This window comes from Nitrospina sp. 32_T5, assembly GCF_052156635.1.
Lineage (GTDB): Bacteria > Nitrospinota > Nitrospinia > Nitrospinales > Nitrospinaceae > Nitrospina.
This window is the reverse complement of record NZ_JBQKUO010000004.1, coordinates 345442-369330: the sequence shown is the minus strand read 5'-3', so window position 1 is coordinate 369330 and position 23889 is coordinate 345442. Positions and strand designations below refer to the sequence as shown.

The following is a 23889-nucleotide window of genomic DNA, read 5'->3' as shown; positions in this document are numbered from 1 at the left end:
AATCAATCCAGTTTGGATTTGGCCAGCACCACGGCGCCGACCATTGCCGCGAGAAGCAGGATGGACGCCACTTCGAACGGCAGAACGTAATCGGTAAACAGTTTGGTCCCGACCTCTTCCGTGGTGCCGAAGGTGTCCGGAACCATCGCGGGGTTGTTGAATTCCGTCCCCAGCGTGAGGTCAATGAATTTGTACAGGACACCCAGCACCAAAAGGCCGGTGAGGATGGACAGGAACAGGTTGCGTTCCCGGGTTTTCCAAGTCAGGTCCTGTTTCAGGTTCAACAGCATGATGACGAACATGAACAGAACCATGATGGCGCCGGCATAGATGATGACCTGCAGAATGGCGAGAAAATGCGCCTGCAGGAGAACGAAGATTCCCGCAAGACCCAGCATCATGCCGATGAGGGACACCGCCGACCCGATGGGACTGTTGTTGAACACCACTCCCAGTGCCAGGAGGAGACACAATCCACCCAGTGGATAGAAAATCAGTAATTCCATTTTCCGTACATTTTCCGGCAGAAGTCGATGCGGTCCTTCAATTCGGAAACCGGCATCAACAACTGTTGCATGTTGTATTTCATTTTTTTGCGGTCAAGCATCGAAATGTCACAGTCGTTGCTCATGAAAATCGCTTCTTCCGGGCACGCTTCTTCGCAGAATCCGCAGAAGATGCAGACCGCGTAGTCGATGGTGAACTCGACCGGGAAACGTTCGACCTCGTTCTGCTTGCCGCTGTTGGCGCCGGGATCGATGTCGATGCAGTAGGCAGGACAGGCAATCTCGCACAGGCCGCAAGCAACGCAGTTGGGGCGGCCTTCTTCATTCAGGGCCAGCACCGGCCGTCCGCGGTAAGCGATCGGGTACTCCCGCGTTTCCTCGGGATAGTAAATCGTGAAAATCTCCCGTTCTTTTTTCTTTCCCAGGAAAAAGGGAATGAACCCAAAAAGGTTCTTGAAGAAATGACGTGAGGTGATGATCATGCCCCGGATGATTTCGGGGATATATAAGCGTTCCCACCACGTCATCTTGACATTGCGTTCGACGTAGTAAGCCATAACTTCTCCTTATTGAAGAGCCAGGATAACGATACCCGTGACGACGACGTTCGCCAGCGACAGGGGCAACAGGATTTTCCATCCCAGCTTCATGATCTGGTCATAACGGAAACGCGGCAGCGTCCACCGGATGACCATTTGGACAAACAGGAAGAAAATGACCTTGGCGAAAAACACGCCGACATGGATGAACATGACGACGAGGTTCGATCCTGTTTCTCCGAGAAAGTCGAAGATTTCCAGCAGGGTGGCGGTACCGATAAAAGGAATGTGCCACGCGCCGAAAAAGAGGATGGTCACAATCGCGGCGATGGTAACCATCTCGATGAACTCGGCCATGAAAAACATGCCGAATTTAAGCCCACTGTATTCGGTGAAGTACCCCGCCACCAGTTCGGATTCCGCTTCGGGGTTGTCGAACGGAATGCGTTTGTTCTCGGCGATCGACGCTGCAAAAAACATGAAGAACCCGACCGGCTGGAGAAAGATACCCCAGTGCAGGAAGTTTTCCTGGGCGTTGCCGATTTCCGTCAACTTCATGGTGCCGTAAACCATGAGCACGCCGATGATGGTGAGGCCCATCGTGACCTCGTAAGATACCATCTGTGAGGCGGTCCGCATGGAACCGAGCAGCGAGTAGTTGTTGTTGGAACTCCATCCGGCGACAACGTAGCCGTAAGTGGCAATCGACGCTATGGCGAACACGAACAGGAGTCCGACATCCAGATCGGAGATGACCAGCTTGACTTCCTTGCCGAACAGCGTGTACTCGCCACCAAAGGGAACCACCGCGAATGTCAGAATAGCGGGGATCAGTGCGATGATGGGGCTGAGTGTATGGAGGAATTTGTTGGCGCCCTGGGGAATGAAGTCTTCCTTCGTGAACATCTTCAGCCCGTCGGCCATGATGTGAAACAGGCCCAGCGCGGTGAAGCCCATGATGTCCGCCCGGTTCGCGCCGATACGGTCCTGCATGATGGCGCTCTGCTTGCGTTCCACCCACGTCAGGATTGGGGCAAAAAAACCGACCGTGACCCCGAGCACAAAAAAGATTTTGGCAAGGGTGATGGCCAGATCAACAAATAAATCTTCCATTTCTCCTCAGTTCAGCGGACCGATCAACGGTTGTCGTTTATTGATGGGGTAGTCCTTGCGGAGCGGATGGCCTTTGAACCCTTCATAGAGCAGAATCCGCTTGAGGTTCGGGTGTCCCTTGAACTTGATACCATACATGTCCCACACTTCGCGTTCGTACCAGTTCGCAGACTGGTACAGCGGCACCACGGAATCAATGATGCATTCCTCCTCGTCCACCGGCGCTTTCACGCGAAAGCGGTGGTTGTGCTTGAGGGAAAAGAAGTGGTACACGACCTCGAAACGAACCTTCTTTTTGTCCAGGTAATCGACCGCGGTCAGGTCCATCAGAAAATTCATGTCCAAGGCAGGCTCGTCCCTCAGGAACCGGGCCACTTCGTAGACGCAGTCCTTGTCCACCACAACCGTCTGGTCGCCACGGAAATCGTGCGAGTCTTTCACCTTGTCGCCGAATTTGGCTTTGATTTTATCTATGATTTCAGTGCTCATAACAGGTATCGGTCATGCGGTGCGCATCACTCCCAGTCCAGGCCTCCCCGAATCCAGACGTACATCAGCCCGATCCCCAATATAATAAGGAACAGGATCATTTCCACCAGCCCGAACAGGCCCAGCTTCTTATAAAGGATCGCCCAGGGGAACAGGAAGACGGCCTCAATGTCAAACAGGATGAACAGCACCGCGACGAGGTAAAACTTGACGGAAAACCTCTGATAAGGCGAGACAATCTGGCTTTCCCCGCACTCAAACGGCTCCATCTTGTCTGCGAACTCGCGCTTGGGCCCGAGGAGGGAAGTGGCCACCACCATGCCCACGGCAATGGCTGTGGCAAAAAACAAAAGGATAGCTGCGCCTGTGTAGCTGTCAAGCATAGATCACTACCTTGTAAGTCCGACTTTTATAAGGGTTTCGGGAAATGCGACCCTGCAGAGCCAAGGTCCCTGGGTCCTTAAAAAAAGGGGATTTTAACCTGTAATTTCTTAAAAAACCACAGGTTTCTCAACAATTTTAAAAGAGTCGGATGGAACCCGCCATTTGGAAAAATGGTGACGGTGGATACTACCGGAGCACCCACGGGTTGTCAATGAAAAAGCGGGGTTTCCGGGCGGGAGAAAAGTCTGCAATCTGCGCAATTTAGCCCCCCCTCCGCAAAAAGGGAAGTGTTTAGAACAGGTTGAAGGGAAAAATTGAAAATGTTCATTTGACCCAGTTCCGATTTTGCGTCCCCTGTTTATCATTTTGCCGATACAATGGCTCCGCCAGCCTGTTGAGGCTTGAATTTACGTACAACCTTGGAGAGGGTTCGGCCATGAAACGGAAAAGGGGAGAAGAGCCATTAAAAGGAAAAAAGGGGGTGGCGGGACGCCTGTTCGCCGCAGGGTTTCTGCTGTCAACCTGCCTGGGGGGAGTCACTCCGGCCCCGGCCGCGGCCCAGCCGGGGATGGACTGCCCGGAATACTTCTTCAACGCCACCGACGCCAATGACTTCTTTGCGGGGCTCACAGACCGTCATTTCACCCAGGGCCTGCGGATGTCCTTTGTCGAGCGGGGAACGGGTACGGATGATCCGGGCTGGGCGGAACGGGTCCGGCAGAACTGCGCCTCATCGCACCTTCCCGGGCGTGCGGGCATGGGGGTCCTCCGCTTTCTCACCAACTCCACGCGCAAGGCGGGGCAGGCCACGCTCGGAAACTGGTTCGATTTCAAAACGGACACGGTGAGCGTAATCTTAGGCCATAACATTTACACGCCGGAAGATTTGTCGAAGACCGGCCTCGTCAGTCGCGACCGGCCCTACGCGGGGTGGCTCTATGTCGGGTTCGGATTCTTTGATGAAAAGAAGGATCGCGAGGTGCTGGGCCTGACGGTGGATACGCTTGACTCGGTGGAGATCGACCTGGGGGTGATCGGCCCCGCCTCCGGCGGCGAGCGGGTTCAGCGTGAGTGGCACGCGTTCATCGACGACGAGGACCCGAAAGGCTGGGACAATCAGCTCCACAACGAGTTCGCCCTGTTGATTTCCTACGATCGAAAGTACCGCCATCGGCTGCTGGAAGAAAACGGCATGATCCCGGGGGTGGACTGGATTCCCGGCGGCGGGGTGGCGCTGGGCAACGTGTTCACCTATGTGGCGGCAGGCGGCGTCGTGCGCGTCGGTTACAACTTGCCGGCGGACTATGGTCCGCCGCGCATCCGCCCGGGCACGCAGGGCTCTGATTTTTTCGACACCGGAGGGCGTCACAAGAATAAGTTGATGGCGTACCTGTACACCGGTGTGGAGGGCAGGGCGGTTGCACACAACATTTTTCTTGACGGCAATACGTTCCGCACCAGCCACGCCGTGAACAAACGGTACCTGGTGGGCGACTGGCAGTTTGGCGGTGCGCTTGCCTACGACTGCATCCGACTGGCATACACCCAGGTGTACCGCTCGCAGGAATTCAAGGGCCAGTTCGAACCCGACGTCTTCGGCACGGTGACGCTGTCGGTTCGGTTTTAGGACAAAGCCGGGATCAGTTTTTTGCGAGTCTTTTCCTCCGAGTCAAGCGCCCTGCCTTTCGAGCTCGGGTTTCCATAGAATCGGGGTATAAGCCAGAATATAAAACGCAAAACAGAATGCCCAAAGCGTGGCGGAACCCATGATCCAGTTAACAGTATTGTCAGGATCCATTATCGGACCCAATACCCGCATGAGGGCCGAACCCTGCAACAGGATGAAGCTCAATATCGTCAGCCTGGTTGCACGCACGGTTCGCCCGGTATGAGCCAGCGGCACGCGGGACATCATGCCGAGCGTCATGGAACCGATCGCGCCCGCCGTGAAAGCGTGCAGGGAGGTTGGGAAGGGAACAGCACCCAGTGCGGAAAACCCGGTTAAAATCAATCCCGCAATCACCCAACCGTAACCAATATGAAGGATCAATGCCATCGGGTCTCGCAGGATTCGATGGGTATGATATCGCCGCATGCGCAGTGCATGAATGATTGCGGAAAAAAAAGAAGCGCCCGCCAGAAACATCCCCTCCTCATCTGCGAAAACAAAAGCGAGAATGACCAGGGCCAGCGACAAAAGTGCCAGTATGTCCAGCTTTTCCTGCGGCTCCTGTCTGGCTTTTTCCCCGCGCTGATGCAACGCCTCCACGGTGAAGGAGGGAATCACGCGCCCGCCAATCAGGGATATCATGGCAACTATGATCATCACAGCAACGTAAAGAGGGGGGCTTTCTTTCGTGACCAGGAATGTCGTGTCGCATGCCAGCAGGATGCTGAGCAAAACGAGAAACACGAAGTTGCGTTTGTTCCAGCTCTTGAGAAGCGGAAGGGACAGGGTGAGGGCCAGCGCCAGGATAAAAGAACCTTCAACCAGGATTATGACCGTCTCCGGCAGGCCCAGATCAAATTGCATGACCACCCGACCGGCCAGCCAGAGGGCGGCCAGGCCCGCCAGATGCAGGGGCCCTGCCGGATTCCGGCCCGTCCAGTTGGCGACGGCGGTCAGCAGAAACCCTGAAACGATGGCGATGGTGAACCCAAAGACCATTTCGTGCGCATGCCACTGCACGGGGTCCAGCATGAATGTCGGCGGTGGGCGATGCCCGGCAAAAAACCCGCCCCAGATGAGCAAGTTGGTCACGCTGTACAACGCGCCCAAAAGGAAAAAAGGGCGAAACCCGTTCTGCAGGAACGGGTGAGCCAGGGGGCCTTTGGATGAATCCTGCATGACGGTCCTTTTTTAAATGAATTGATTGTATCTCAGAGTGGCGGCCAACCAAAGCGGTCGGCGATGGCGCGGCGGTAAGGAGTGTCGATTTGAAGCGGCGCTTTGCGGATGTATTCTTCCGCGTTTTCGTGTTCCCCACGCTCGATGAGTCCTTCCAGGTAAGCACACACTTCGTCCACCGTGGGACGTTTTCCAGGACTCATTTTGAACCCGCAGGGCAGCTCCGTCCACACCAACCCCTCCAGTTGTTTTTCTTCCATCCACGTTTTTAAAATTCCCAGCAGGGAAGGGGGCAGGGCGGACTCCGTGCGTCCGTAGGCGGTCATGACACCGATGTGCTCGATGCCGCAGCCTTCGCGGTCGGCCAATTGTTCTCGCGCTTCGTCAATATGGGCGTGATTGTACGGCGTCCAGTACGTGGTGCTTGCCGGGTGGCCGGGGACGACGACGAGGGTGATGCGCCGGCGGTCGGATTCGCGGGCGAACTCGACGGGCAGGGCGGGTCCGTCGCCAAACCAGCGGTTGGGGTGCTTGAGGTGCGGCGCGAGGTTTCGCGGACTCCATATCAGCGAGCCGTATCCGATACAGGCGAGGGTCATGGCCGAAGTTTAATGGGAGAGGAAAGAAAAGAGAATAAGAAATGGAATCACCAATGGGTAAATTGGAATGCAGATCAAGAATTCGCTAGATCAGGGGAAGGAGAGATATAAGTGGGTTCATTGATTATAGCCTTTTTCTTTTTTCTCTGTCTTCCAAACACCTGATTCATGTATTTGGAATAGAGTTTGAAGTAACAATCAATGTATTTACTGGAGCCCTCTTGAAAGCCAAGGTCAATGCATTCCATTTGGGCCCGGTTGCGAATGTCTTCCGGTGTGACGTTGCCTTCGGCGCACGCACCAAGAGAACAAACAAATACAATTGTAAAAAGTTTAATTTTCACCCCTTCCAATTTCCTCCAGTCTCAAAGGAATTTCACTTTGCAAGGGGCTAAATAAGATGTCAATCTGAAACTAACGAAACTCGGAATTTAGCCATATTTTTATTAGGAAGACACTACTATTAAAGTAAATATAATAATTTTTTATTTAATTTTGGGAAGTCAAAGTAGAGGAAAGAGGGCAGCTCAAGGAACTGGAAGGAAAATAAAAAAGCCGCTTTGGAATGAATCCAAAGCGGCTTTTAAATGAATAACCCGGCGTTGACCTACTCTCCCACACGGTCCCCCATGCAGTACCATCGGCGCTGAAGGGCTTAACTTCCGTGTTCGGAATGGGAACGGGTGTATCTCCTTCGCTATCAAGACCGGGAAAACAGTCTCAAAAGAATTTATACAATTGATATCGCAGACAAAGTAGCTGAAAAAAGGTCAAGCCTCACGACTGATTAGTACCGGTTAGCTAAACACATTACTGTGCGTACACATCCGGCCTATCAACCTTGTAGTCTTCAAGGAGTCTACAGTCCCCGAAGGGAAGAGAGATCTTGTTTTGGGGTTGGCTTCCCGCTTAGATGCTTTCAGCGGTTATCCTTTCCAGACATAGCTACCTGGCAATGCATCTGGCGACACAACCAGCACACTAGAGGTCTGTCCACTCCGGTCCTCTCGTACTAGGAGCAGCTCCCCTCAAATCTCTAACACCCACAACGGATAGGGACCGAACTGTCTCACGACGTTCTAAACCCAGCTCGCGTACCGCTTTAATTGGCGAACAGACAAACCCTTGGGACCTGCTTCAGCCCCAGGATGCGGTGAGCCGACATCGAGGTGCCAAACCGCCCCGTCGATATGGACTCTTGGGGGCGATAAGCCTGTTATCCCCGGCGTACCTTTTATCCGTTGAGCGATGGCCCTTCCACACGGGACCACCGGATCACTAAGACCTGCTTTCGCACCTGCTCGACCTGTCGGTCTCGCAGTCAAGCCCTCTTATGCCTTTACACTCGACGGCTGGTTTCCAATCAGCCTGAGAGGACCTTCGCGCGCCTCCGTTACAATTTAGGAGGCGACCGCCCCAGTCAAACTACCCGCCTGACATTGTCCCTGATCCGGATTCACGGACCGAGGTTAGAATATCAATGTAATAAGGGTGGTATTTCAAGGGTGACTCCCCCGAAGCTAGCGCTCCGGATTCAACGTCTCCCACCTATCCTACACATACTAGATCAATACTCAATATCAGGTTGTAGTAAAGGTGCACGGGGTCTTTCCGTCCTGTTGCGGGAAACCGGCATCTTCACCGGTATGTCAATTTCACTGAGTCCCTGGTTGAGACAGTGCAGCCATTGTTACGCCATTCGTGCAGGTCGGAACTTACCCGACAAGGAATTTCGCTACCTTAGGACCGTTATAGTTACGGCCGCCGTTTACCGGGGCTTCAATTTGGAGCTTCGTCCGAAGACTAACCCCTCCTTTTAACCTTCCGGCACCGGGCAGGCGTCAGACCCTATACATCGTCTTGCGACTTCGCAGAGTCCTGTGTTTTTAGTAAACAGTCACAGCTGCCTGGTCACTGCAACCCCTCTCGGCTCCAGAAGCAAGTTCTTTCACCTAATAGGGGCACTCCTTATCCCGAAGTTACGGAGCTAATTTGCTAAGTTCCTTAACCAGAGTTTTCTCAAGCGCCTTAGGATTCTCTCCTCATCCACCTGCGTTGGTTTAGAGTACGGTCCCGTATAACCTGAAGCTTAGAGGTTTTTCTCGGTAGCCTGGGATCATCTAGTTCGTTTTCTCCGTAGAGAAGACTCCCCATAACGTCTCGGAGTTAAAAGAGGTCCGGATTTGCCAAAACCTCCCTCCTACATGCTTGGACCGGGACGTCCATCACCCGGATAGATTACCCTTCTACGTTACCCCATCGCAGTTATACGAGGTACGGGAATATTAACCCGTTTCCCATCAGCTACGCTTTTCAGCCTCGCCTTAGGGGCCGACTTACCCTGAGAGGATTACCCTTCCTCAGGAAACCTTGGATTTTCGGCGAACAGGTTTCTCACCTGTTTTAACGTTACTCATGCCGCCATACTCGCTTCCATACAGTCCACCCGTCCTTACGGTCGAGCTTCAACCCGGTATGGAACGCTCCTCTACCACTGAATGGCACCGAGGTGTCATTCAGTCCACAGCTTCGGTGATAAACTTAAGCCCCGATACATTTTCGGCGCAGGGACACTTGATAAGTGAGCTGTTACGCTTTCTTTAAAGGATTGCTGCTTCTAAGCCAACCTCCTTATTGTCTGAGTATTCCTACAACCTTTCCCACTTAGTCTATCTTAGGGACCTTAGCTGGTGGTCTGGGCTCTTTCCCTTTCGACCACGGATCTTAGCACCCGTAGTCTGACTCCTGCGATACGGCCTGCGGTATTCGAAGATTGGTTGGGTTTGGTAACCTGGTGAGGCCCCTAGCCCATCCAGCGCCCTACCTCCGCAGACTATTACGCAAGGCTAGTCCTAAAACTATTTCGAGGAGAACCAGCTATTGCCGGGTTTGATTGGCCTTTCACCCCTATCCACAGCTCATCCAAGGGCTTTTCAACGCCCACTGGTTCGGACCTTCACGAAGTGTTACCTCCGCTTCATCCTGGCCATGGATAGATCACCCGGCTTCGGGTCTACTCCATTCAACTGATCGCCCTGTTCAGACTCGCTTTCGCTACGGCTCCACCTAACGGCTTAACCTTGCTGAATAAAGTAACTCGGCGGCTCATTATGCAAAAGGTACGCGGTCACACCTGCATCCGGCAAGCCGGATGTATAGTGCTCCCACTGCTTGTAGGCACATGGTTTCATATTCTATTTCACTCCCCTCACCGGGGTGCTTTTCACCTTTCCCTCACGGTACTGGTTCACTATCGGTCGCCAATTGGTATTTAGCCTTGGGGGGTGGTCCCCCCGGATTCCTACAGGATTTCTCGTGTCCCGTAGTACTCGGGTGCCCGATCGAGAATGAAGATGACTTTTCGTTCACAGGGCTTTCACCTTCTATGGCCAGGCTTTCCAGCCTGTTGAACTAAGACACCTTTTTTTTACATTCCGACAGGTCCGTATCCCTGTCAAATCAGGTCCCACGACCCCGGACGCACAACGCACACGGGCTTGACATACGTCCGGTTTAGGCTATTCCCGTTTCGCTCGCCGCTACTAAGGGAATCGCGGTTGCTTTCTACTCCTCGGGGTACTGAGATGTTTCAATTCCCCCGGTTGCCTTCACTGCCCTATGTATTCAGACAGTGATGACACGGTATGACCCGTGTCGGGTTGCCCCATTCGGGAATCTCCGGATCAACGCCTGTTAGCGGCTCCCCGAAGCTTATCGCAGCTTGCTACGCCCTTCATCGACCATTGGCGCCAAGGAATCCACCATGCGCCCTTATGCGCTTGACCAAAATCCTCAGCTACTTGTCTTGCGATATTCAATTGTAAAAGAGCAGTGCCCTTCATCAGGGAAGGGCAATTCCGAAAATTCGGTACGGTTCCAACGAAGATGTCGATTTCGTTTTAGGTATGGAGGTGAACGGGATCGAACCGATGACCTCCTGCGTGCAAGGCAGGCGCTCTCCCAGCTGAGCTACACCCCCATATACGGTGCCAGACTGGCCCACCCGGGCCGGCCATCGATCATCTCAAATCAAATGGTGGGCCTAGGTAGATTTGAACTACCGACCTCACGCTTATCAGGCGTGCGCTCTGACCAACTGAGCTATAGGCCCCTGATACCTGTCAGGCTTTAGCTCCCGATCATGCCAAATAACCTGGTGCCGAATTTTTATAGAAAGAAAAGGTGCCAACCCAACTCACGGATGGTTGATCTCGTCGATTTCGACCGACAGATTTGCCGGATCGAAATCTCCTTAGAAAGGAGGTGATCCAGCCGCAGGTTCCCCTACGGCTACCTTGTTACGACTTCACCCCGATCACCAACCATACCTTAGGCAGTAGCTCCCCGAAGGTTAGCATCGTGACTTCTGGTACAGTCGGCTTTCATGGTGTGACGGGCGGTGTGTACAAGGCCCGGGAACGTATTCACCGTGGCATGCTGATCCACGATTACTAGCGATTCCAGCTTCATGGAGTCGAGTTGCAGACTCCAATCCGAACTGAGACCGGCTTTTTGAGATTAGCTCCACCTCGCGGTATTGCAACTCTTTGTACCGGCCATTGTAGCACGTGTGTAGCCCTGGACATAAAGGCCATGAGGACTTGACGTCATCCCCACCTTCCTCCGGTTTATCACCGACAGTTCCTTTAGAGTTCCCGGCATTACCCGCTGGCAACTAAAGGTAGGGGTTGCGCTCGTTGCGGAACTTAACCCAACATCTCACGACACGAGCTGACGACAGCCATGCAGCACCTGTGCAAGGGCCCCGAAGGGAAACCTTGTTTCCAAGGCGGTCCCAAGCAAGTCAAATCCAGGTAAGGTTCTTCGCGTTGCGTCGAATTAAACCACATGCTCCACCGCTTGTGCGGGCCCCCGTCAATTCCTTTGAGTTTCAGCCTTGCGACCGTACTCCCCAGGCGGGGCACTTAATGCGTTAGCTGCGGCACAGAAGGGATCAACACCTCCTACACCTAGTGCCCATCGTTTACAGCCAGGACTACCGGGGTATCTAATCCCGTTCGCTCCCCTGGCTTTCGTATCTCAGTGTCAGTTGCAGGCCAGAAAGCCGCCTTCGCCACTGGTGTTCTTCCCAATATCAACGCATTTCACCGCTACACTGGAAATTCCGCTTTCCTCTCCTGCACTCAAGCCGAATAGTTTCAAACGCAATTCCACGGTTGAGCCGTGGGCTTACACGTCTGACTTATCCGGCCACCTACATACGCTTTACGCCCAATGATTCCGAACAACGCTCGCCCCCTCCGTGTTACCGCGGCTGCTGGCACGGAGTTAGCCGGGGCTTCCTTTGGTGGTACCGTCATTGTGTTCTTCCCACCCGACAGAGCTTTACGACCCGAAGGCCTTCATCGCTCACGCGGCGTTGCTGCGTCAGGCTTTCGCCCATTGCGCAAAATTCCCCACTGCTGCCTCCCGTAGGAGTCTGGACCGTGTCTCAGTTCCAGTGTGGCCGATCACCCTCTCAGGCCGGCTAACCATCGTAGCCTTGGTGAGCTTTTATCTCACCAACTAGCTAATGGTCCGCGAACTCATCTTTGAGTGGAGTTTGAGACTCCTTTTACCGCATCTCTTATGAAACGTGGTCTTATTCGGTATTAGCCTAACTTTCGTCAGGTTATCCCAATCTCAAAGGCAGATTATTCACGTGTTACTCACCCTTGCGCCACTTTACTCATTCCCGAAGGAACTTTCTCGTTCGACTTGCATGTGTTAGGCACGCCGCCAGCGTTCGTTCTGAGCCAGGATCAAACTCTCCAGTTGTTAAACTCGAAAATTTGACCAAATTACAAATTAACAGGCATCCGCAAGCTTAGGTTGGCACCTTATTCTGCTTTCAAAGAACAGTGATGGCTGGAGTGATCGTTTGAACGACCCTCTGGTCCATCGAAAAAATTTCAATCTGAAACAAATATAGGAAGGTCATCGGGGACCTAACTTTCGAACCCCGGATGCTTGAAAATCCTAGGTGTTGTTCAAGTGATTTAAGTTATATCGGCTTTATCAGAGTTGCGCAAGTGTTTTTTTGGAAAATTCTGTAATATTTTTTAGGAACTTGGCCGAACCGCTACCAGCCTACATATCCGCCTCGTCCAGGGCCTCCGGCTCGTGCTCCAGCTGGTAGCTTTTCAGGGTGTAGAGGTAGTGATACAGCCCCTCCTTGTCCATCAACTCCTGGTGCCGGCCCATTTCCACCACCTGCCCGTGCTCCAGCACAATGATGCGGTCCGCATTATGGATGGTGGACAGCCTGTGGGCGATCACAAACGAGGTTTTGCCCTTCATCAGGCGCTCCAGGGCCTCCTGGATGAGCTTTTCCGACTCGTTGTCTAGGGCGGAGGTGGCTTCGTCCAGTATCAACATGTGCGGGTTTTTGAGAATGGCGCGGGCGATGGCGATCCTCTGCCTCTGCCCCGCAGACAGGCGGATTCCCTTCTCCCCGACAATGGTCCGGTAGCCGTCCGGGCAGGCGCGGATGAAGGCGTCGGCATTGGCGCTCTTCGCCGCGTCGACGATCTCTTCCTCGCTGGCCTCGGGCTTGGCGTAGCGGATGTTCTCCTCAATCGTCCCGCCGAACAGCAGGGTTTCCTGCGGTACCAGCGCCACCTGCTGCAAATAGCTGCTCAACTGCACGGTGTGGATGGGGATGCCGTCCACACAAATTTCGCCTTCCACCGGATCGTAAAAGCGGTGCAGGAGGTTGATGAGCGTGGTCTTGCCGGCGCCACTGGGCCCCACCAGGGCCACCATCTCGCCCGGCTCGACGGTGAAATCGAGTCCCTTCAATACTTCCTGGTCCGGCCTGTAGTGAAAATGCAGGTTTTTCACCTCCACGCGGCCGACGATGGGAGGCATGGGCTGAGCGCCGGGCAGGTCCTTGACTTCGCCCTCGGTATTCAATATGTCGAAAATGCGCTGGCTCGCCCCCAGCGCCTCCTGGATACGGGTGTACAGCCGGGCGAAACTGCCCATCGGCCCGGCGATGATGGTGGCGTACAGGATGAAGGCGATGAGTTCGCCCGGGCTGATGTTGCCGGCGATCACCTGGTGCCCGCCGTACCACAACAAGACCAGCGCGGTGATGAAGGCAATGAAGCCGATCGAAGGGCCGAAGAACGCGGAAATCTTCACCCGCTTCTTCGCCGACTCAAAGCTGTCCTCCACCGCCGCCTCGAAACGGTCGATCTCCAGCTTCTGCTTGACGAACGATTTCACCACCGCCATGCCGCTCAGGTTTTCTTCCAGGATGGTGGTGGAGGTGGACAGCTTGTCCTGGATCTCCGTGGACAACGCGCGCAGGCGCTTGCCGTAGTAACGAGCGAACAGAACCAGGATGGGCGCGAGCACGAGGATCATGAACGTCAGCTTCCAGTTCATGTAGATGATGATTATGATGCCGCCGAACAGGCGGATCGACTGCTGCAGCACCGTCGCGGGCAGGTCGGTGATGACGCCCTCGATGGTGGAGATGTCGTTGGTCATGCGCGACATGATCTCGCCGGTCCGGCGCTTGACGAAAAAGCTCATCGACAGTTTGTGGATATGCCGGAAGATGCGCTTGCGGAAGTCGGTGGTGACGCGTTTCTCGGTGATGTCGTACAGGTAATTGTGCGCCGTGCTGAACAGCATCTGCGAAAGGAACAGGAGGGCGATGATCCACGCCATGTCGTTGAGCAGGTCCACGTCCTTCTTCACCATCACCACGTCCACCAGCTGCTTGACGAACAGCGGGATCGCCAGGTTGGTGGCGGAGGCGAGGATCAGGAGGATGCTCCCCCAGAACAGCATGGTGCGGTAGGGGTGCAGAAAACGGGCGAGTTGTCTTACGTATTTCATAGGGTGACTGGGGTTGGGGTTGATTTGCGAGGCCACATCATACCGTCAACCGCCACAACGCGGAACCGAAAATTTTTGCGAAGGGCAGGGGGATTGTCAGTGCATCATGCCGGAGAGGCCGGGGATGAAAGGGAGGAGGATGGAGACGGCGATCAGCACAATGATGATCCATTCCAACGTCTCCAGGCGCCGGGTCGCCTCGGCGTCCGACAGCTTGCCGTAAATGCTCTCGATGGTGTCCAGCTTGCGCTGGATGCTCTCCTGCCAGTCCTCCAGGCCCAACTGGCGGGAGGCGAGGTCGTACAGCCGCGCCAGGAACACGTCGCCGAACAGTTTGAGCGAGTTGGTCACGCCGTCGAAGATGATCTCGGTGTCGAGCTGGAACTGGCCGATGCTGCGCAGTTTCGGTGCCAGCGACTTGAACTTGCTCGCTGACTTTCCGCCCGCCGCCGGCGGCAGGTGATCGTAAAACTCGTCGAGCGCCTGGTTCAGCTTGTTGTTCAGGAACGCGAACTCGAGGAGCGCCACGTTGGTGTACTCGAGCACCGTGCAGATGTCCTCCGGTTCGGTGTCGTACACCAGCGCGCAATCCCAGCCGACGAAGGTGACGTCCTCCAGCCCGTACGAAATGCGGTTGGAGATGATATCCTCGGTCTCCTCGTGCGACAACCGCTCGCGCTCGCCGCGCAGAAGGCGGGCGACGGTCTCCGGATACTTTTCGATGAGATCGTGCACGCTGACGTGGGGATCGAACTCCTCGATCTGGAACACGAAGTAGTCCTCGAAATGCGGCGAGACCGACAGGCGGCTGACGGAAGGGCCGATGTCCTTCAGGACCTGGTCGAGGGCGCGCCGGGCGTGCTGTCGCAGTCCCTCGCTCTCGTAGGCGGTTTCGATGAACGCCACCAGTTCCGTCAGCGTGCCGGAGAAGGGGACGACGAGGTCGATCGACACCGCGCCGAACTCAAACAGCAGGGCGTTCACCCGGCTTTCCGTGGTGTGGCGCGGAGTGATCTGGAACGCATCCACCGGCGTGGACATCCACACGGGCGACGGGGTCAGCTGGAAATACTTGCTGACGCGCCGCTTCGCCTGGATCTGCGAGCGGCCTTTGGGCGCGGTGATGTGCCGGTCGGCTTCATCGAGGTTGATGGCGAAGCCGACGTCGTAGGCGAAATATAGATGCGCGGTGCCGTTTTTTATGGAAATATCGGGTCGCTCGGCGGGCTTTCCGGCGGTCTCGGTGACGGTCATGCGCGTGCCTGTGAATGAGAAATTGGTGTTAGTGAATCCACGGCTTCTTAATAGAAAGATTTTCTCTTTTTTTACCCGTGTTCATCGGCGGTTGCCATTTGCCGGACCGCTTCTCCCTCTTCCGAAATAGTGTGGACGAAACCGCATGTGGGAACAACTGAAAATCATCTTCGCGGACATCAAAATTCAACACACCGTGTTCGCCCTGCCGTTCGCTGTGATGAGCGCCTTCCTCGCGGCCGGGGGCCTGCCCACGTGGGAGCAGATGCTGTGGATCCTGCTTTGCATGTTCGGCGCGAGGAACGCCGCCATGGCCTTCAACCGCATCGTCGACGCCCGCCTGGACGCGAAAAACCCGCGTACGGAAAACCGCGCCCTGCCAGCGGGCAAAGTGGGGACGGGGCAGTACTGGGCGTTCCTTATTGTGTCGTCCGCCATCTTCATCTTCGCCGCCGGCATGCTGAATCGCCTCGCGCTGTGGTTGTCGCCGGTGGCGCTGGCCATCGTCTTCTTCTACTCGATCACCAAACGCTTCACCCCGTACTCGCACGTGTTTCTGGGATTTGCCCTGTCGGTGGCGCCGGTGGGGGCGTGGGTGGCGATCCGCGAGGAGATTTCCTTCACCTCGCTGGTGCTGGGCGCGGCGGTGGTGTTCTGGCTGACCGGCTTCGACATCATTTACGCCTGCATGGACGTCGAGGCCGATAAAAAGAACCGCCTGCACTCCATCCCCGAGCATTTTGGTATCGGCCGTGGACTGCTGTTCGCCCGCGCCGCGCACGCCATGATGGTGTTGTTCCTGCTGGGGGTGATGTACCTGTCGCCCTTGCTGGGCGTGACCTATCTCGTCGGCGTGCTGGCGGTGGCGGGATTGCTGATCTACGAGCATGCCATCGTCAGGGAAGACGACCTGACGCGCGTGAACATCGCCTTCTTCAATGTGAACGGACTCATCAGCCTCACCCTCATGATCCTCGTCATCATCGACTGCCTGTGGGTGTAACATAAGAGGGGACCAAGGGTGCACACAGATCTGGATTGGCAGATTTTGGGGCCTTTTCCAAACCTTTGCGTTAGGGGGGCGGAATCGGGTATAATCCCTTCCTCTATTGAATCAACGGACTTTATGGAGTGTTGTGGTGTTTGAGTTTCTGGATGAGCGGCTGAAAGCCATTGAAGACAAAGTGAAAGCGGGCGAGCGCCTGTCGTTCGACGACGGCGTGACGCTGTTCAAGACGCCGGACCTGTTGGGCGTCGGCCGTCTGGCCACCATCGTGCGTGAGCGCAAAAACGGCGACAACGCGTTCTTCATCCACAACCGCCACATCAACCCGACCAACGTCTGCATCCACACCTGCAACTTCTGCGCGTTCGGCGTCAAGCCCGACGCGCCCAACGCCTACGAAAAATCGCTGGAGGAAATCTTCTCCGACGCGCAGGCCTACCAGAACGGCAAGGTCAGCGAGTTTCACATCGTCGGCGGCCTGCACCCGGACTGGCCGTACTCGATCTACCTCGACATGGTGCGCGGCCTGAAGGAACGTTTTCCGGAAGTCCACCTGCAGGCGTTCACGGCGGTGGAGCTGGATTACCTGGCAAAGCTTGCGGGCAAGCCGCTCAAGGACACGCTGGAGGAGTTGTACGCGGCGGGGCTGGGATCCATTCCCGGCGGCGGCGCGGAGATTTTCGCCAAACGCGCGCGCAAGAAAATCTGCAATGACAAGATCACCGGCGAGCGCTGGCTGGAGGTGCACGAGACGGCGCACGGCGTCGGTCTCAAGAGCAACGCCACCATGCTGTACGGTCACCTGGAGTTCGCGGAGGAACGCGTCGATCACCTGGTGCGCCTGCGCGAGTTGCAGGACAAGACCGGCGGATTCGTGACGTTCATCCCGCTGGCGTTCCATCCGGAAAACACCAACCTGCATTTCCTGCCGCCGACGTCGGGTCAGCTGGACCTGCGTGCTCTGGCGGTCAGCCGCCTCATGCTTGATAATTTTCCGCACATCAAGGCGTTCTGGATCATGATTTCACCCAAGATTGCGCAGTTGTCGATGTCCTTCGGCGCGGACGATATGGACGGCACCGTGGTCGAGGAAAAAATCATCCACGCCGCGGGCGCGACCACCGACCAGATCTTCCACCAGCGCGAGATCATCGACATGATCGTCGAGTCCGGCCGCCTGCCGATGGAACGCGACACGTTGTACGAAGACACCCACCTCGCCGCGGTTTAACGCGCCTATTTCGCATAAGTTTCCTGGCCCATCCCGGCTTTCCGCGCCGTCGAGAATCTTTTTCCTCTCTTCTTCTCAAAATCTGCGAAAGTGGTAAAATTAGAATTCAACTGTCAATGGGGGACAGCATTGCGGAGGTGCGGGGCATGAGTCAACCGATTCGAAAACAACAGCCCAGGCCCAGAAAGAACGTCGTTGGCGGGGTGGATTTCAGCAAGGATTACATCTGTCTCACCTGCGGATGCCAGCGTCAGCCCATCAATGTGCGCCGCGGCCACATCGTCATCGAGGTCCTGTTGTACCTGTTCTACATTGTGCCCGGCGTGATGTACACGCTGTGGCGGTCCGTGCGAAGACATGACGTCTGCCCCAAATGCCGGACGCCTTCGATGGTGAAGACCACGTCGCCGCAGGCCTTTCAACTGCGCCGGTTGATGAGCGCGATGAGTCAGCCGAAAGACAAACCCGCAGGCGAAGCGTGAGCCCGGATTCGCACATGAACGAGAAAGACAAATCTACGGAGACACCTCCCCCGCCGGAAAAATCAAACAAGGGAAAGCGGCCGGAAGAGAAGGGCAAAAACGTTCAGGATATTTTGCAGAAGGCGCGGCGACGCGGCATCCAGCAGAAAGGCCAGCAGGGCGTCATCGAATTCGACTACCCCCGCAAAAAAGAGTGAGCATTTCCCCGGCGCATTCGCGTCGAAAAACAATCCCACCTGGAATGAAAGCATGACGGCAGACGATCGCGATTTCAGCGGCCGCGAATTGAAGGAGATGGATTTCAGCGGCCGTGATTTGAGCCAGTCGGATTTCGCGGAAGCGGATTTGACCGCGGCCAACCTGTCGAACTGTGTCCTCACCTATTCGCAGTTTTACCGGGCGCGACTGCTGCAGGTCCAGGCGGAGACGGCGGACGTCTCCCAGTCCAGCCTGCTGGAAGCCAACATGAGCCACAGTCGTTTCACCGGGGCCTCGTTTGCCGGATCGGAACTGGAAGGGGCGGACCTGCGTCACTCCAACTTCACCAACGCCAATTTCTCTGAAGCCAACCTCACCGGAGCCTACCTGGAGGGCGCGAACCTGGAAGGAGCCAATTTCCAGCGGGCGGAATTGAAAGCGGGGGCGCTGAAGCAAGCCGTGTTCCGCAACGCCAACCTGTTTGAAGCCGACCTGCGTTACACGCGCGTGGATGAAGCCGATTTCACCGGCGCCAACCTGGAAGGGGCCGACTTCACTGGCTCGGACCTGTATAACGTCAGGTTCAACAACGCCAACCTGAAGGATGTGGACTTCGCTGAAGTGGATATTTCAGGATGCGATTTCACCGGCGTGCAAAACCTCACCTGCGGGCAGATCGAGTCCGCCATTTTCCAGAAAGACACCGTCGCCTTTCCCGACTACATTTCGATCCGCTGGCTGGACGACAATGAATACGAATGCGTCTGCAACACCGGGTGAAATCCAGAAGTCGAGTTACCGAGGTGGCCGAATTTATATCCGGTCGGTGCGCACGCGGAAGGTTACCTGCGATTCGGTCACCTGGCTCCGTCCCATGTAGAGGAAGGTGATGACGCAGAAGATGAGCGTCCACATTACCGCTTTCCATTGAAAGATGGACGGCCACGCTTGTGCGATGGACACGGTCAGGGGAGGCTCCGGAAGGAGGCATCCAATAAGACCCGCATACGCCAGTGCTATCAGCGCGCCTTTCTGATACACGCTCCAGCGTCCCGCACCGCGGTGGTCGCGACGTAGAAACTCCGAGGCGAAGCGCCACCCCTGAGAAACTCCGACGGAAATCAAAAAAGCGATGAGAAACTTGGATGCGAGAAAAAAAGCGAGGGCGATGCTACCGCCAACCAGGTGCAGGGCGGCAGTGAGGGCCTGAATGGGGAACACGGGAACTTCTTCCCACCCCTGCGCGTAGGCGATTTTTTTGGTCGCGCCTTCAAAGCGGAAGCAGTGGTTTTCGAAAAGGCGGCGCAACCCCAGCGGCATCTCGTGCAGGGGTTTGCCGTAACAGCAACCGAAACTCATGCAGGCCAGCCGTCCCCAACCTTCCGCCATGCAGTAACCGACCGTCAGTGCGGCGAACACAGGGAGCATGGGAAGGGAGTCGATTTGGAAATGTCCCGGCAGGGCGTTGATCAAACCCAGCACCGGCAGGGCCAGTGCGCCTCCGGCCCAGAAGGCACCCTGCGTGGTGAACGTGTGCTGCTTGCCTTCCACCCATTGCGAGAATACGCGCGCCGCAAACAGTCCGGCCCCCACTACCAGCGTCAGAAACAGCAGGCTGGAATCGAGCGCCGCACCGGCTCCCGTGCTCAACGTAAAAAACATCATTACGCCCAGGCCCAGAGCGGTGGCGGTGAGCAGGCCGTAATAAGTGAGGTTTAAGGATTCCCAGCTTCCGTCCTCGCGCTTGCGCACCGGGATGACCGCGAGAAACTGAAACCGTTCGCGTGGCAAGTACTTGCATCCCATGTAAAGATAAACGGCGGAGAATAAAACCATCCCTGCAAAGAAAATCCTGTTGGCAGTCATTTTGCGGTTCCGTTTGTGGGTTTGCGTGAACCGATCCGCGACCGTACCTTGACGTCGGTTTCCACCAGGGGTGTTTCCAGGCCGAGGGAATAGCGGCTTTCGGCAAACGGGTTTTTGAGGTTGGCGAGGATGCGTGCATCGAATTCGACTCGGTCCTGCTGGAATATCAGAATCGTGGTGCTGCTTCCCGGACGGAACAGGCTTTTCGGCTGGCCTTTGACCAGGTACCGTCCCGATGTCATCGGTTGCGGATCGGTGTACTGATGGTTGCTGTAGCACTGCACCACCTCGCCGATCATGAGCGCCACCACCTCCACCATGGCTACGAGACCCAGTCCCGTGCCGCCGGGGACATCGGTATCGAGAATGGTCACGGTGCGTTTGTTCTTCGAACAGGGCGTGGCGAAGGCGATCAACGCACCGGGGTTGCACGAATGGTAGCGGCCGTCGATCTCGTAAAAATCGCGCACCTCCCCGGAGACGGGACAGTGGTTGTAATGGTATTTTTCCGGCGTCAGCCGGAAGAGGGCGAAATCGCCCCCGGTAAAGGCTTTGCGCCAGACGGGCCGGTCGCCCAGCAGTTCTTCGTAGTCGAAAAACTTGTGTTTCACCGGAAGCAGGCTTGTTTTCTGGAACGATCCCACCAGCACGCGGCTGTCCGCCGGGGAGACCACCGCCTCGGGCGCAGGGGGCAAGGGGCGACATTCCCAGTAACGGATCTGCCGTTCAAAAATTTTGCGTGGTGTGTCGAGCCGCCAGACGGGTTCGACGCATTCCTGCCAGCGGATGCCGCATTCTTTCAAAAATTGTTCGTTTCCGCACAGTTTTGCTCCCAGTTGAGATTCGTAATTCAGATAGCCCACCCAGCGCGACCAGTGTTTTCCGGTCATCAGGCGAAACAGAAAGGGAGCGCTCTCGCGTACCTGCGAGTACAGAAACCGAATCAGCGGATCGTTCAACAGACGTTCGTTGACGATGGCTCCTGTCTCGCCGTCAATATACTGATGCCGGGGTAAGGTCGGAGTTTTTGGGTTCGTGTGTTTTGGCATTTTGATTTTCGGTATCGAAAAGAATGGACAGCAACAATGCCTGCAATAAATTTTCCACTTCTTTGAGAGAAAGCATGCCCTGCGACAGTTTTTCCGGAAGCCCGTTCCAGTAGACCTCCCGCGTCCGGGTTCCGTGAACGCGGGCAAGAAACCCGGGGTCGTGCCGCCGGACGAACTCGTGGAATTTGCGGCTGTGGCAGAATCGTTCCGCCAGATCTTCCACCGATTCCTGGATGTGTTGTTTTCGGAGTCCCTCGCGGAAATGCGATTCGGCGGCGGTGTTGAAGGTTTCCGCATCGAGATCAAAGGGCGACTGCGCATCGCACGTCTGTAATATAGAACGGGTCAGTTTGCCTCCGGTGGAATGTTCCTCCGGGTGCTGAACCCGGACTTCCAGGTCGCGCAGGGTTTCTTCCATCCCCAGCATGGACACGAGATCTGCCGCTTCCATACGGAGAAGACGGACCAGCGCTTGTTTGTATTCTGGTGTGGGCACGCGGAATGAACCGGGATAGCGCGAACTGATGCGGATGTTTTCCGTGTATTTGAGAATATGCCGCAGGAAAAAGTTGCCTCCGTTGTTTTTCACGAAAAATGTGGGCAGGTTGATGGCGGCGGCGAATACGATCTGCCGCCGTTCGCTTTCGCAGAACGGGTCGTCGGGAATGGTTCGGTGCGTGATTGAGCCACTGGCAATCAGACGGTAAGCGAACAACGTGATCAGTCGTTGCAGGTTGACGGCGTGAGCCAGATCGTTCTGCAGGCTATGGAACAGCGAATAATACCGTCCTTCAAAGCCGGAATAACCCATTTTGGAAAAGTGCCGCTGACGGAAGAACGAGTAGACAGGCATCTGATCGTGAAAGACGCCCATGTGCATCAGGTCGCGGGCGAGTTTTTGCTGATTGCCGGATTTCCCGTCGAGGCCGGGGCACTGTTCCGTGCTGAGCAGGCAGACGAGATAATCGATCAGGCGGAAATCCGCAATGAAATCGCCTTTCAATCCCAAGGAGCTGCGCACCACCGAGTCCAGCCATTCCGGACCGAATGGGGTGACGGGGTGATTGAAAAACTTGAGCCGTGCTTTTTTCTTCCAACGCCGCCAGAACATGCGCAGGTGCGTGTAATGCAATTCGTGCGGCAGAAACCCGAGCGCCTTTTCCGGATGGAAATCGGTGAAGTCCATGCGGTACGGCGCTGCGCTGTATGTTTCCACAAACAGCGGCAAAAAGTGTTCGGTGATTTTGATGACGAGGTCACCGATGCGCTTTTCATCCGCTTCGGTAAGGCCGGATAAGGGATCGGCGAGTGCCGCCGTCAGTTTTCGCGACCCCAGGCTGATGTGTGTGCCGTTGTTGGCGAGGCTGGTGTTCGACGGGTTGGGCAGGCTTACCAGATTGCGCGTGATGATGCCTGCCTCCTTCAGTTTGGTCAGGGTGTTGAGTTGACTGCGGCTCAGCACTTCGTGACAGAGCGCCATGTAGGCGTGTTTCTTTTCGCCGTCGTCCCAGCCGGAAAGGCACGGACTCATGAACAGTTCGCGGTAAAACGAATCGGGAATCAGTTCGTTCAGTTTTTTCTGCCGCAGGGGAGGGTGGGGCGAATAGTAAACGGTGCCCTCCTGCCCGTGGTCCTTGAGCTGAAATTTCAGATTGGCGTATTGAATGAGGCCCTGCGTGAGCAGGTAGCGCTGACCCGTCTCCCGCGACAGGGCGCGACCCATGCCCGATTCCGCGTCGAGGAAGCTGATATAAAACGAATGCGTTTCGGGTGACGTATTGTCGTTCAGAAAATGATCGAAAAACCGGGGGCCTTCCTCCCGGCAGATTGCGGGCAAGGACGGTGATCGGTTCAAGTAGTCCGCAAGTGCCAGCTTGAGCAGGTAACTGATCGGGACGCGCACCCAGGTTTCCCCTTCTTTTTGAAACAGGAAACGATCCGTGTCAGCACGGAGCGGCCCAGCGGGATCTTTTTTATTTGCCCGTAGGTCGTCTTCGAATAACTGTTGGGTGGCCGAGGCCAACACGGTGAGCGGAAACCGCACCCAGCTGTTTTCCCATAACCGTCGTTTGTTGTCGTCCAGGAATCCTTCGAGGTCGGCCACCTGTTTTTTCGGGATCTCTCCCGCCCGGCACCGCTTCAGCACGCTGGCGAAGAAACTGGACTCACGAATGCGGACTGCCAGATCCACATCCGGAGCGTTGCCTTCCACTGCGGCCTGCAGTTCGCTTTCCGAGCCTGCGGTCGTGTCGTTTGTTGAAAAGGGGAGGGATTCGATCAACGCCTCGTGGGAGGAAAAATCGACGCCCAGCGAGCGGAATGCGTTCTGGTTGACTGTGAATTCGTTCATGAAGCCTTTCGGGGCGATGAAGTTCGTGGTGCACGTCCCTTTGTTTTTCTGCACAGAGCTTATGCCCGGACTGTTATGGGCGTTATTGAGTTTGGTTTGAATTTGGAAAGCTTTATTGGATATG

The 23889-nt window shown here is 55.7% G+C and carries 18 protein-coding genes, 2 tRNA genes and 3 rRNA genes; 6 read left to right on the top strand and 17 right to left on the bottom strand.

Annotated features, from left to right (window positions below; all coding sequences use genetic code 11):
- Positions 1–2: 2 nt before the first annotated feature.
- From ACTRW9_RS12975 to ACTRW9_RS12955, 5 genes are read right to left on the bottom strand one after another with little or no spacing between them, the layout of a single operon-like run.
- Positions 3–506 carry an NADH-quinone oxidoreductase subunit J family protein gene (locus ACTRW9_RS12975; RefSeq protein WP_442425164.1) on the bottom strand — a complete coding sequence of 168 codons (504 nt, stop codon included), beginning with the start codon at positions 504–506 and terminating at the stop codon, positions 3–5.
- Positions 494–1063: a NuoI/complex I 23 kDa subunit family protein gene (locus tag ACTRW9_RS12970; protein WP_442425165.1), complete on the bottom strand. Its 570-nt coding sequence runs from the start codon at positions 1061–1063 to the stop codon at positions 494–496. Before ACTRW9_RS12970 ends, ACTRW9_RS12975 begins: the two co-directional genes overlap by 13 nt.
- 9 nt (positions 1064–1072) lie before the next feature.
- The gene (gene nuoH / locus ACTRW9_RS12965; protein ID WP_442425166.1) at positions 1073–2158 is read right to left on the bottom strand and encodes an NADH-quinone oxidoreductase subunit NuoH; all 1086 of its coding nucleotides are present in this window, start codon (positions 2156–2158) and stop codon (positions 1073–1075) included.
- Positions 2159–2164: 6 nt separating this feature from the next.
- A complete protein-coding gene (locus tag ACTRW9_RS12960) occupies positions 2165–2647 on the bottom strand; it encodes an NADH-quinone oxidoreductase subunit C (protein ID WP_442425167.1) in 483 nt (160 codons plus the stop codon).
- A 26-nt stretch (positions 2648–2673) separates the two neighbouring features.
- Positions 2674–3030, bottom strand: coding sequence for an NADH-quinone oxidoreductase subunit A (locus tag ACTRW9_RS12955; RefSeq protein ID WP_442425168.1), 357 nt, complete (start codon positions 3028–3030; stop codon positions 2674–2676).
- Between the two features lie 437 nt (positions 3031–3467).
- Here ACTRW9_RS12955 and ACTRW9_RS12950 point away from each other — a divergent pair, with 437 nt between their 5' ends.
- A complete protein-coding gene (locus tag ACTRW9_RS12950) occupies positions 3468–4658 on the top strand; it encodes a lipid A deacylase LpxR family protein (protein ID WP_442429669.1) in 1191 nt (396 codons plus the stop codon).
- Between the two features lie 42 nt (positions 4659–4700).
- Here ACTRW9_RS12950 and ACTRW9_RS12945 read toward each other — a convergent pair whose 3' ends face one another.
- From ACTRW9_RS12945 to ACTRW9_RS12905, 9 genes are all read right to left on the bottom strand, one after another.
- Complete coding sequence (locus tag ACTRW9_RS12945; RefSeq protein ID WP_442429668.1) at positions 4701–5879, bottom strand: NnrS family protein; 1179 nt, start codon at positions 5877–5879, stop codon at positions 4701–4703.
- A 32-nt stretch (positions 5880–5911) separates the two neighbouring features.
- Positions 5912–6478 (bottom strand): hypothetical protein, encoded by a 567-nt coding sequence (locus ACTRW9_RS12940; protein ID WP_442429667.1) that lies wholly within the window; start codon positions 6476–6478, stop codon positions 5912–5914.
- Between the two features lie 594 nt (positions 6479–7072).
- A 5S ribosomal RNA gene (rrf, locus tag ACTRW9_RS12935) occupies positions 7073–7189 on the bottom strand.
- 55 nt (positions 7190–7244) lie between these two features.
- Positions 7245–10263, bottom strand: a 23S ribosomal RNA gene (locus ACTRW9_RS12930).
- 121 nt (positions 10264–10384) lie between these two features.
- A tRNA-Ala gene (locus ACTRW9_RS12925) sits at positions 10385–10457 on the bottom strand.
- Between the two features lie 55 nt (positions 10458–10512).
- A tRNA-Ile gene (locus ACTRW9_RS12920) sits at positions 10513–10589 on the bottom strand.
- Positions 10590–10734: 145 nt separating this feature from the next.
- A 16S ribosomal RNA gene (locus tag ACTRW9_RS12915) occupies positions 10735–12256 on the bottom strand.
- Together the 16S, 23S and 5S rRNA genes with 2 tRNA genes alongside form the textbook arrangement of a ribosomal RNA operon.
- A gap of 312 nt (positions 12257–12568) precedes the next feature.
- Entirely contained in the window at positions 12569–14329 is a 1761-nt protein-coding gene (locus ACTRW9_RS12910) for an ABC transporter ATP-binding protein (protein ID WP_442429666.1), read from the bottom strand.
- 96 nt (positions 14330–14425) lie between these two features.
- Complete coding sequence (locus ACTRW9_RS12905; protein ID WP_442429665.1) at positions 14426–15583, bottom strand: hypothetical protein; 1158 nt, start codon at positions 15581–15583, stop codon at positions 14426–14428.
- Positions 15584–15728: 145 nt separating this feature from the next.
- On the opposite strand from ACTRW9_RS12905, the gene ACTRW9_RS12900 reads away from it, so the two are divergent.
- The 5 genes from ACTRW9_RS12900 (at position 15729) to ACTRW9_RS12880 (ending at position 19280) form a co-directional block, all read left to right on the top strand.
- On the top strand, positions 15729–16586 hold the full coding sequence (locus ACTRW9_RS12900) for a UbiA-like polyprenyltransferase (RefSeq protein WP_442429664.1): 858 nt from the start codon (positions 15729–15731) through the stop codon (positions 16584–16586).
- 133 nt (positions 16587–16719) lie between these two features.
- Positions 16720–17820: an aminofutalosine synthase MqnE gene (gene mqnE, locus ACTRW9_RS12895; protein ID WP_442429663.1), complete on the top strand. Its 1101-nt coding sequence runs from the start codon at positions 16720–16722 to the stop codon at positions 17818–17820.
- Positions 17821–17966: 146 nt separating this feature from the next.
- The gene (locus ACTRW9_RS12890; protein WP_442425176.1) at positions 17967–18302 is read left to right on the top strand and encodes a hypothetical protein; all 336 of its coding nucleotides are present in this window, start codon (positions 17967–17969) and stop codon (positions 18300–18302) included.
- 14 nt (positions 18303–18316) lie between these two features.
- On the top strand, positions 18317–18499 hold the full coding sequence (locus ACTRW9_RS12885) for a hypothetical protein (protein WP_442429662.1): 183 nt from the start codon (positions 18317–18319) through the stop codon (positions 18497–18499).
- Positions 18500–18551: 52 nt separating this feature from the next.
- Positions 18552–19280: a pentapeptide repeat-containing protein gene (locus tag ACTRW9_RS12880; protein ID WP_442429661.1), complete on the top strand. Its 729-nt coding sequence runs from the start codon at positions 18552–18554 to the stop codon at positions 19278–19280.
- A gap of 33 nt (positions 19281–19313) precedes the next feature.
- On the opposite strand, the gene ACTRW9_RS12875 is transcribed toward ACTRW9_RS12880, so the two are convergent.
- Genes ACTRW9_RS12875 through ACTRW9_RS12865 form a run of 3 tightly spaced genes read right to left on the bottom strand, consistent with a single transcriptional unit; the run spans position 19314 to position 23765 of the window.
- Positions 19314–20366 (bottom strand): prolipoprotein diacylglyceryl transferase family protein, encoded by a 1053-nt coding sequence (locus ACTRW9_RS12875; protein ID WP_442429660.1) that lies wholly within the window; start codon positions 20364–20366, stop codon positions 19314–19316.
- Positions 20363–21415, bottom strand: a complete 1053-nt coding sequence (locus ACTRW9_RS12870) for a phosphatidylserine decarboxylase (protein ID WP_442429659.1) — start codon at positions 21413–21415, stop codon at positions 20363–20365. The genes ACTRW9_RS12875 and ACTRW9_RS12870 overlap by 4 nt, the downstream gene beginning before the upstream one ends.
- Entirely contained in the window at positions 21360–23765 is a 2406-nt protein-coding gene (locus ACTRW9_RS12865) for a hypothetical protein (protein ID WP_442429658.1), read from the bottom strand. Before ACTRW9_RS12865 ends, ACTRW9_RS12870 begins: the two co-directional genes overlap by 56 nt.
- Positions 23766–23889: the final 124 nt, after the last annotated feature.

What these genes read in the sequence shown, in the direction of transcription:
- ACTRW9_RS12975 (WP_442425164.1), bottom strand. Translation starts at nt 506, where the DNA reads ATGGAATTACTGATTTTCTATCCACTGGGTGGATTGTGTCTCCTCCTG.
- ACTRW9_RS12970 (WP_442425165.1), bottom strand. Translation starts at nt 1,063, where the DNA reads ATGGCTTACTACGTCGAACGCAATGTCAAGATGACGTGGTGGGAACGC.
- nuoH (WP_442425166.1), bottom strand. Translation starts at nt 2,158, where the DNA reads ATGGAAGATTTATTTGTTGATCTGGCCATCACCCTTGCCAAAATCTTT.
- ACTRW9_RS12960 (WP_442425167.1), bottom strand. Translation starts at nt 2,647, where the DNA reads ATGAGCACTGAAATCATAGATAAAATCAAAGCCAAATTCGGCGACAAG.
- ACTRW9_RS12955 (WP_442425168.1), bottom strand. Translation starts at nt 3,030, where the DNA reads ATGCTTGACAGCTACACAGGCGCAGCTATCCTTTTGTTTTTTGCCACA.
- ACTRW9_RS12950 (WP_442429669.1), top strand. Translation starts at nt 3,468, where the DNA reads ATGAAACGGAAAAGGGGAGAAGAGCCATTAAAAGGAAAAAAGGGGGTG.
- ACTRW9_RS12945 (WP_442429668.1), bottom strand. Translation starts at nt 5,879, where the DNA reads ATGCAGGATTCATCCAAAGGCCCCCTGGCTCACCCGTTCCTGCAGAAC.
- ACTRW9_RS12940 (WP_442429667.1), bottom strand. Translation starts at nt 6,478, where the DNA reads ATGACCCTCGCCTGTATCGGATACGGCTCGCTGATATGGAGTCCGCGA.
- ACTRW9_RS12910 (WP_442429666.1), bottom strand. Translation starts at nt 14,329, where the DNA reads ATGAAATACGTAAGACAACTCGCCCGTTTTCTGCACCCCTACCGCACC.
- ACTRW9_RS12905 (WP_442429665.1), bottom strand. Translation starts at nt 15,583, where the DNA reads ATGACCGTCACCGAGACCGCCGGAAAGCCCGCCGAGCGACCCGATATT.
- ACTRW9_RS12900 (WP_442429664.1), top strand. Translation starts at nt 15,729, where the DNA reads ATGTGGGAACAACTGAAAATCATCTTCGCGGACATCAAAATTCAACAC.
- ACTRW9_RS12890 (WP_442425176.1), top strand. Translation starts at nt 17,967, where the DNA reads ATGAGTCAACCGATTCGAAAACAACAGCCCAGGCCCAGAAAGAACGTC.
- ACTRW9_RS12885 (WP_442429662.1), top strand. Translation starts at nt 18,317, where the DNA reads ATGAACGAGAAAGACAAATCTACGGAGACACCTCCCCCGCCGGAAAAA.
- ACTRW9_RS12880 (WP_442429661.1), top strand. Translation starts at nt 18,552, where the DNA reads ATGACGGCAGACGATCGCGATTTCAGCGGCCGCGAATTGAAGGAGATG.
- ACTRW9_RS12875 (WP_442429660.1), bottom strand. Translation starts at nt 20,366, where the DNA reads ATGACTGCCAACAGGATTTTCTTTGCAGGGATGGTTTTATTCTCCGCC.
- ACTRW9_RS12870 (WP_442429659.1), bottom strand. Translation starts at nt 21,415, where the DNA reads ATGCCAAAACACACGAACCCAAAAACTCCGACCTTACCCCGGCATCAG.
- ACTRW9_RS12865 (WP_442429658.1), bottom strand. Translation starts at nt 23,765, where the DNA reads ATGAACGAATTCACAGTCAACCAGAACGCATTCCGCTCGCTGGGCGTC.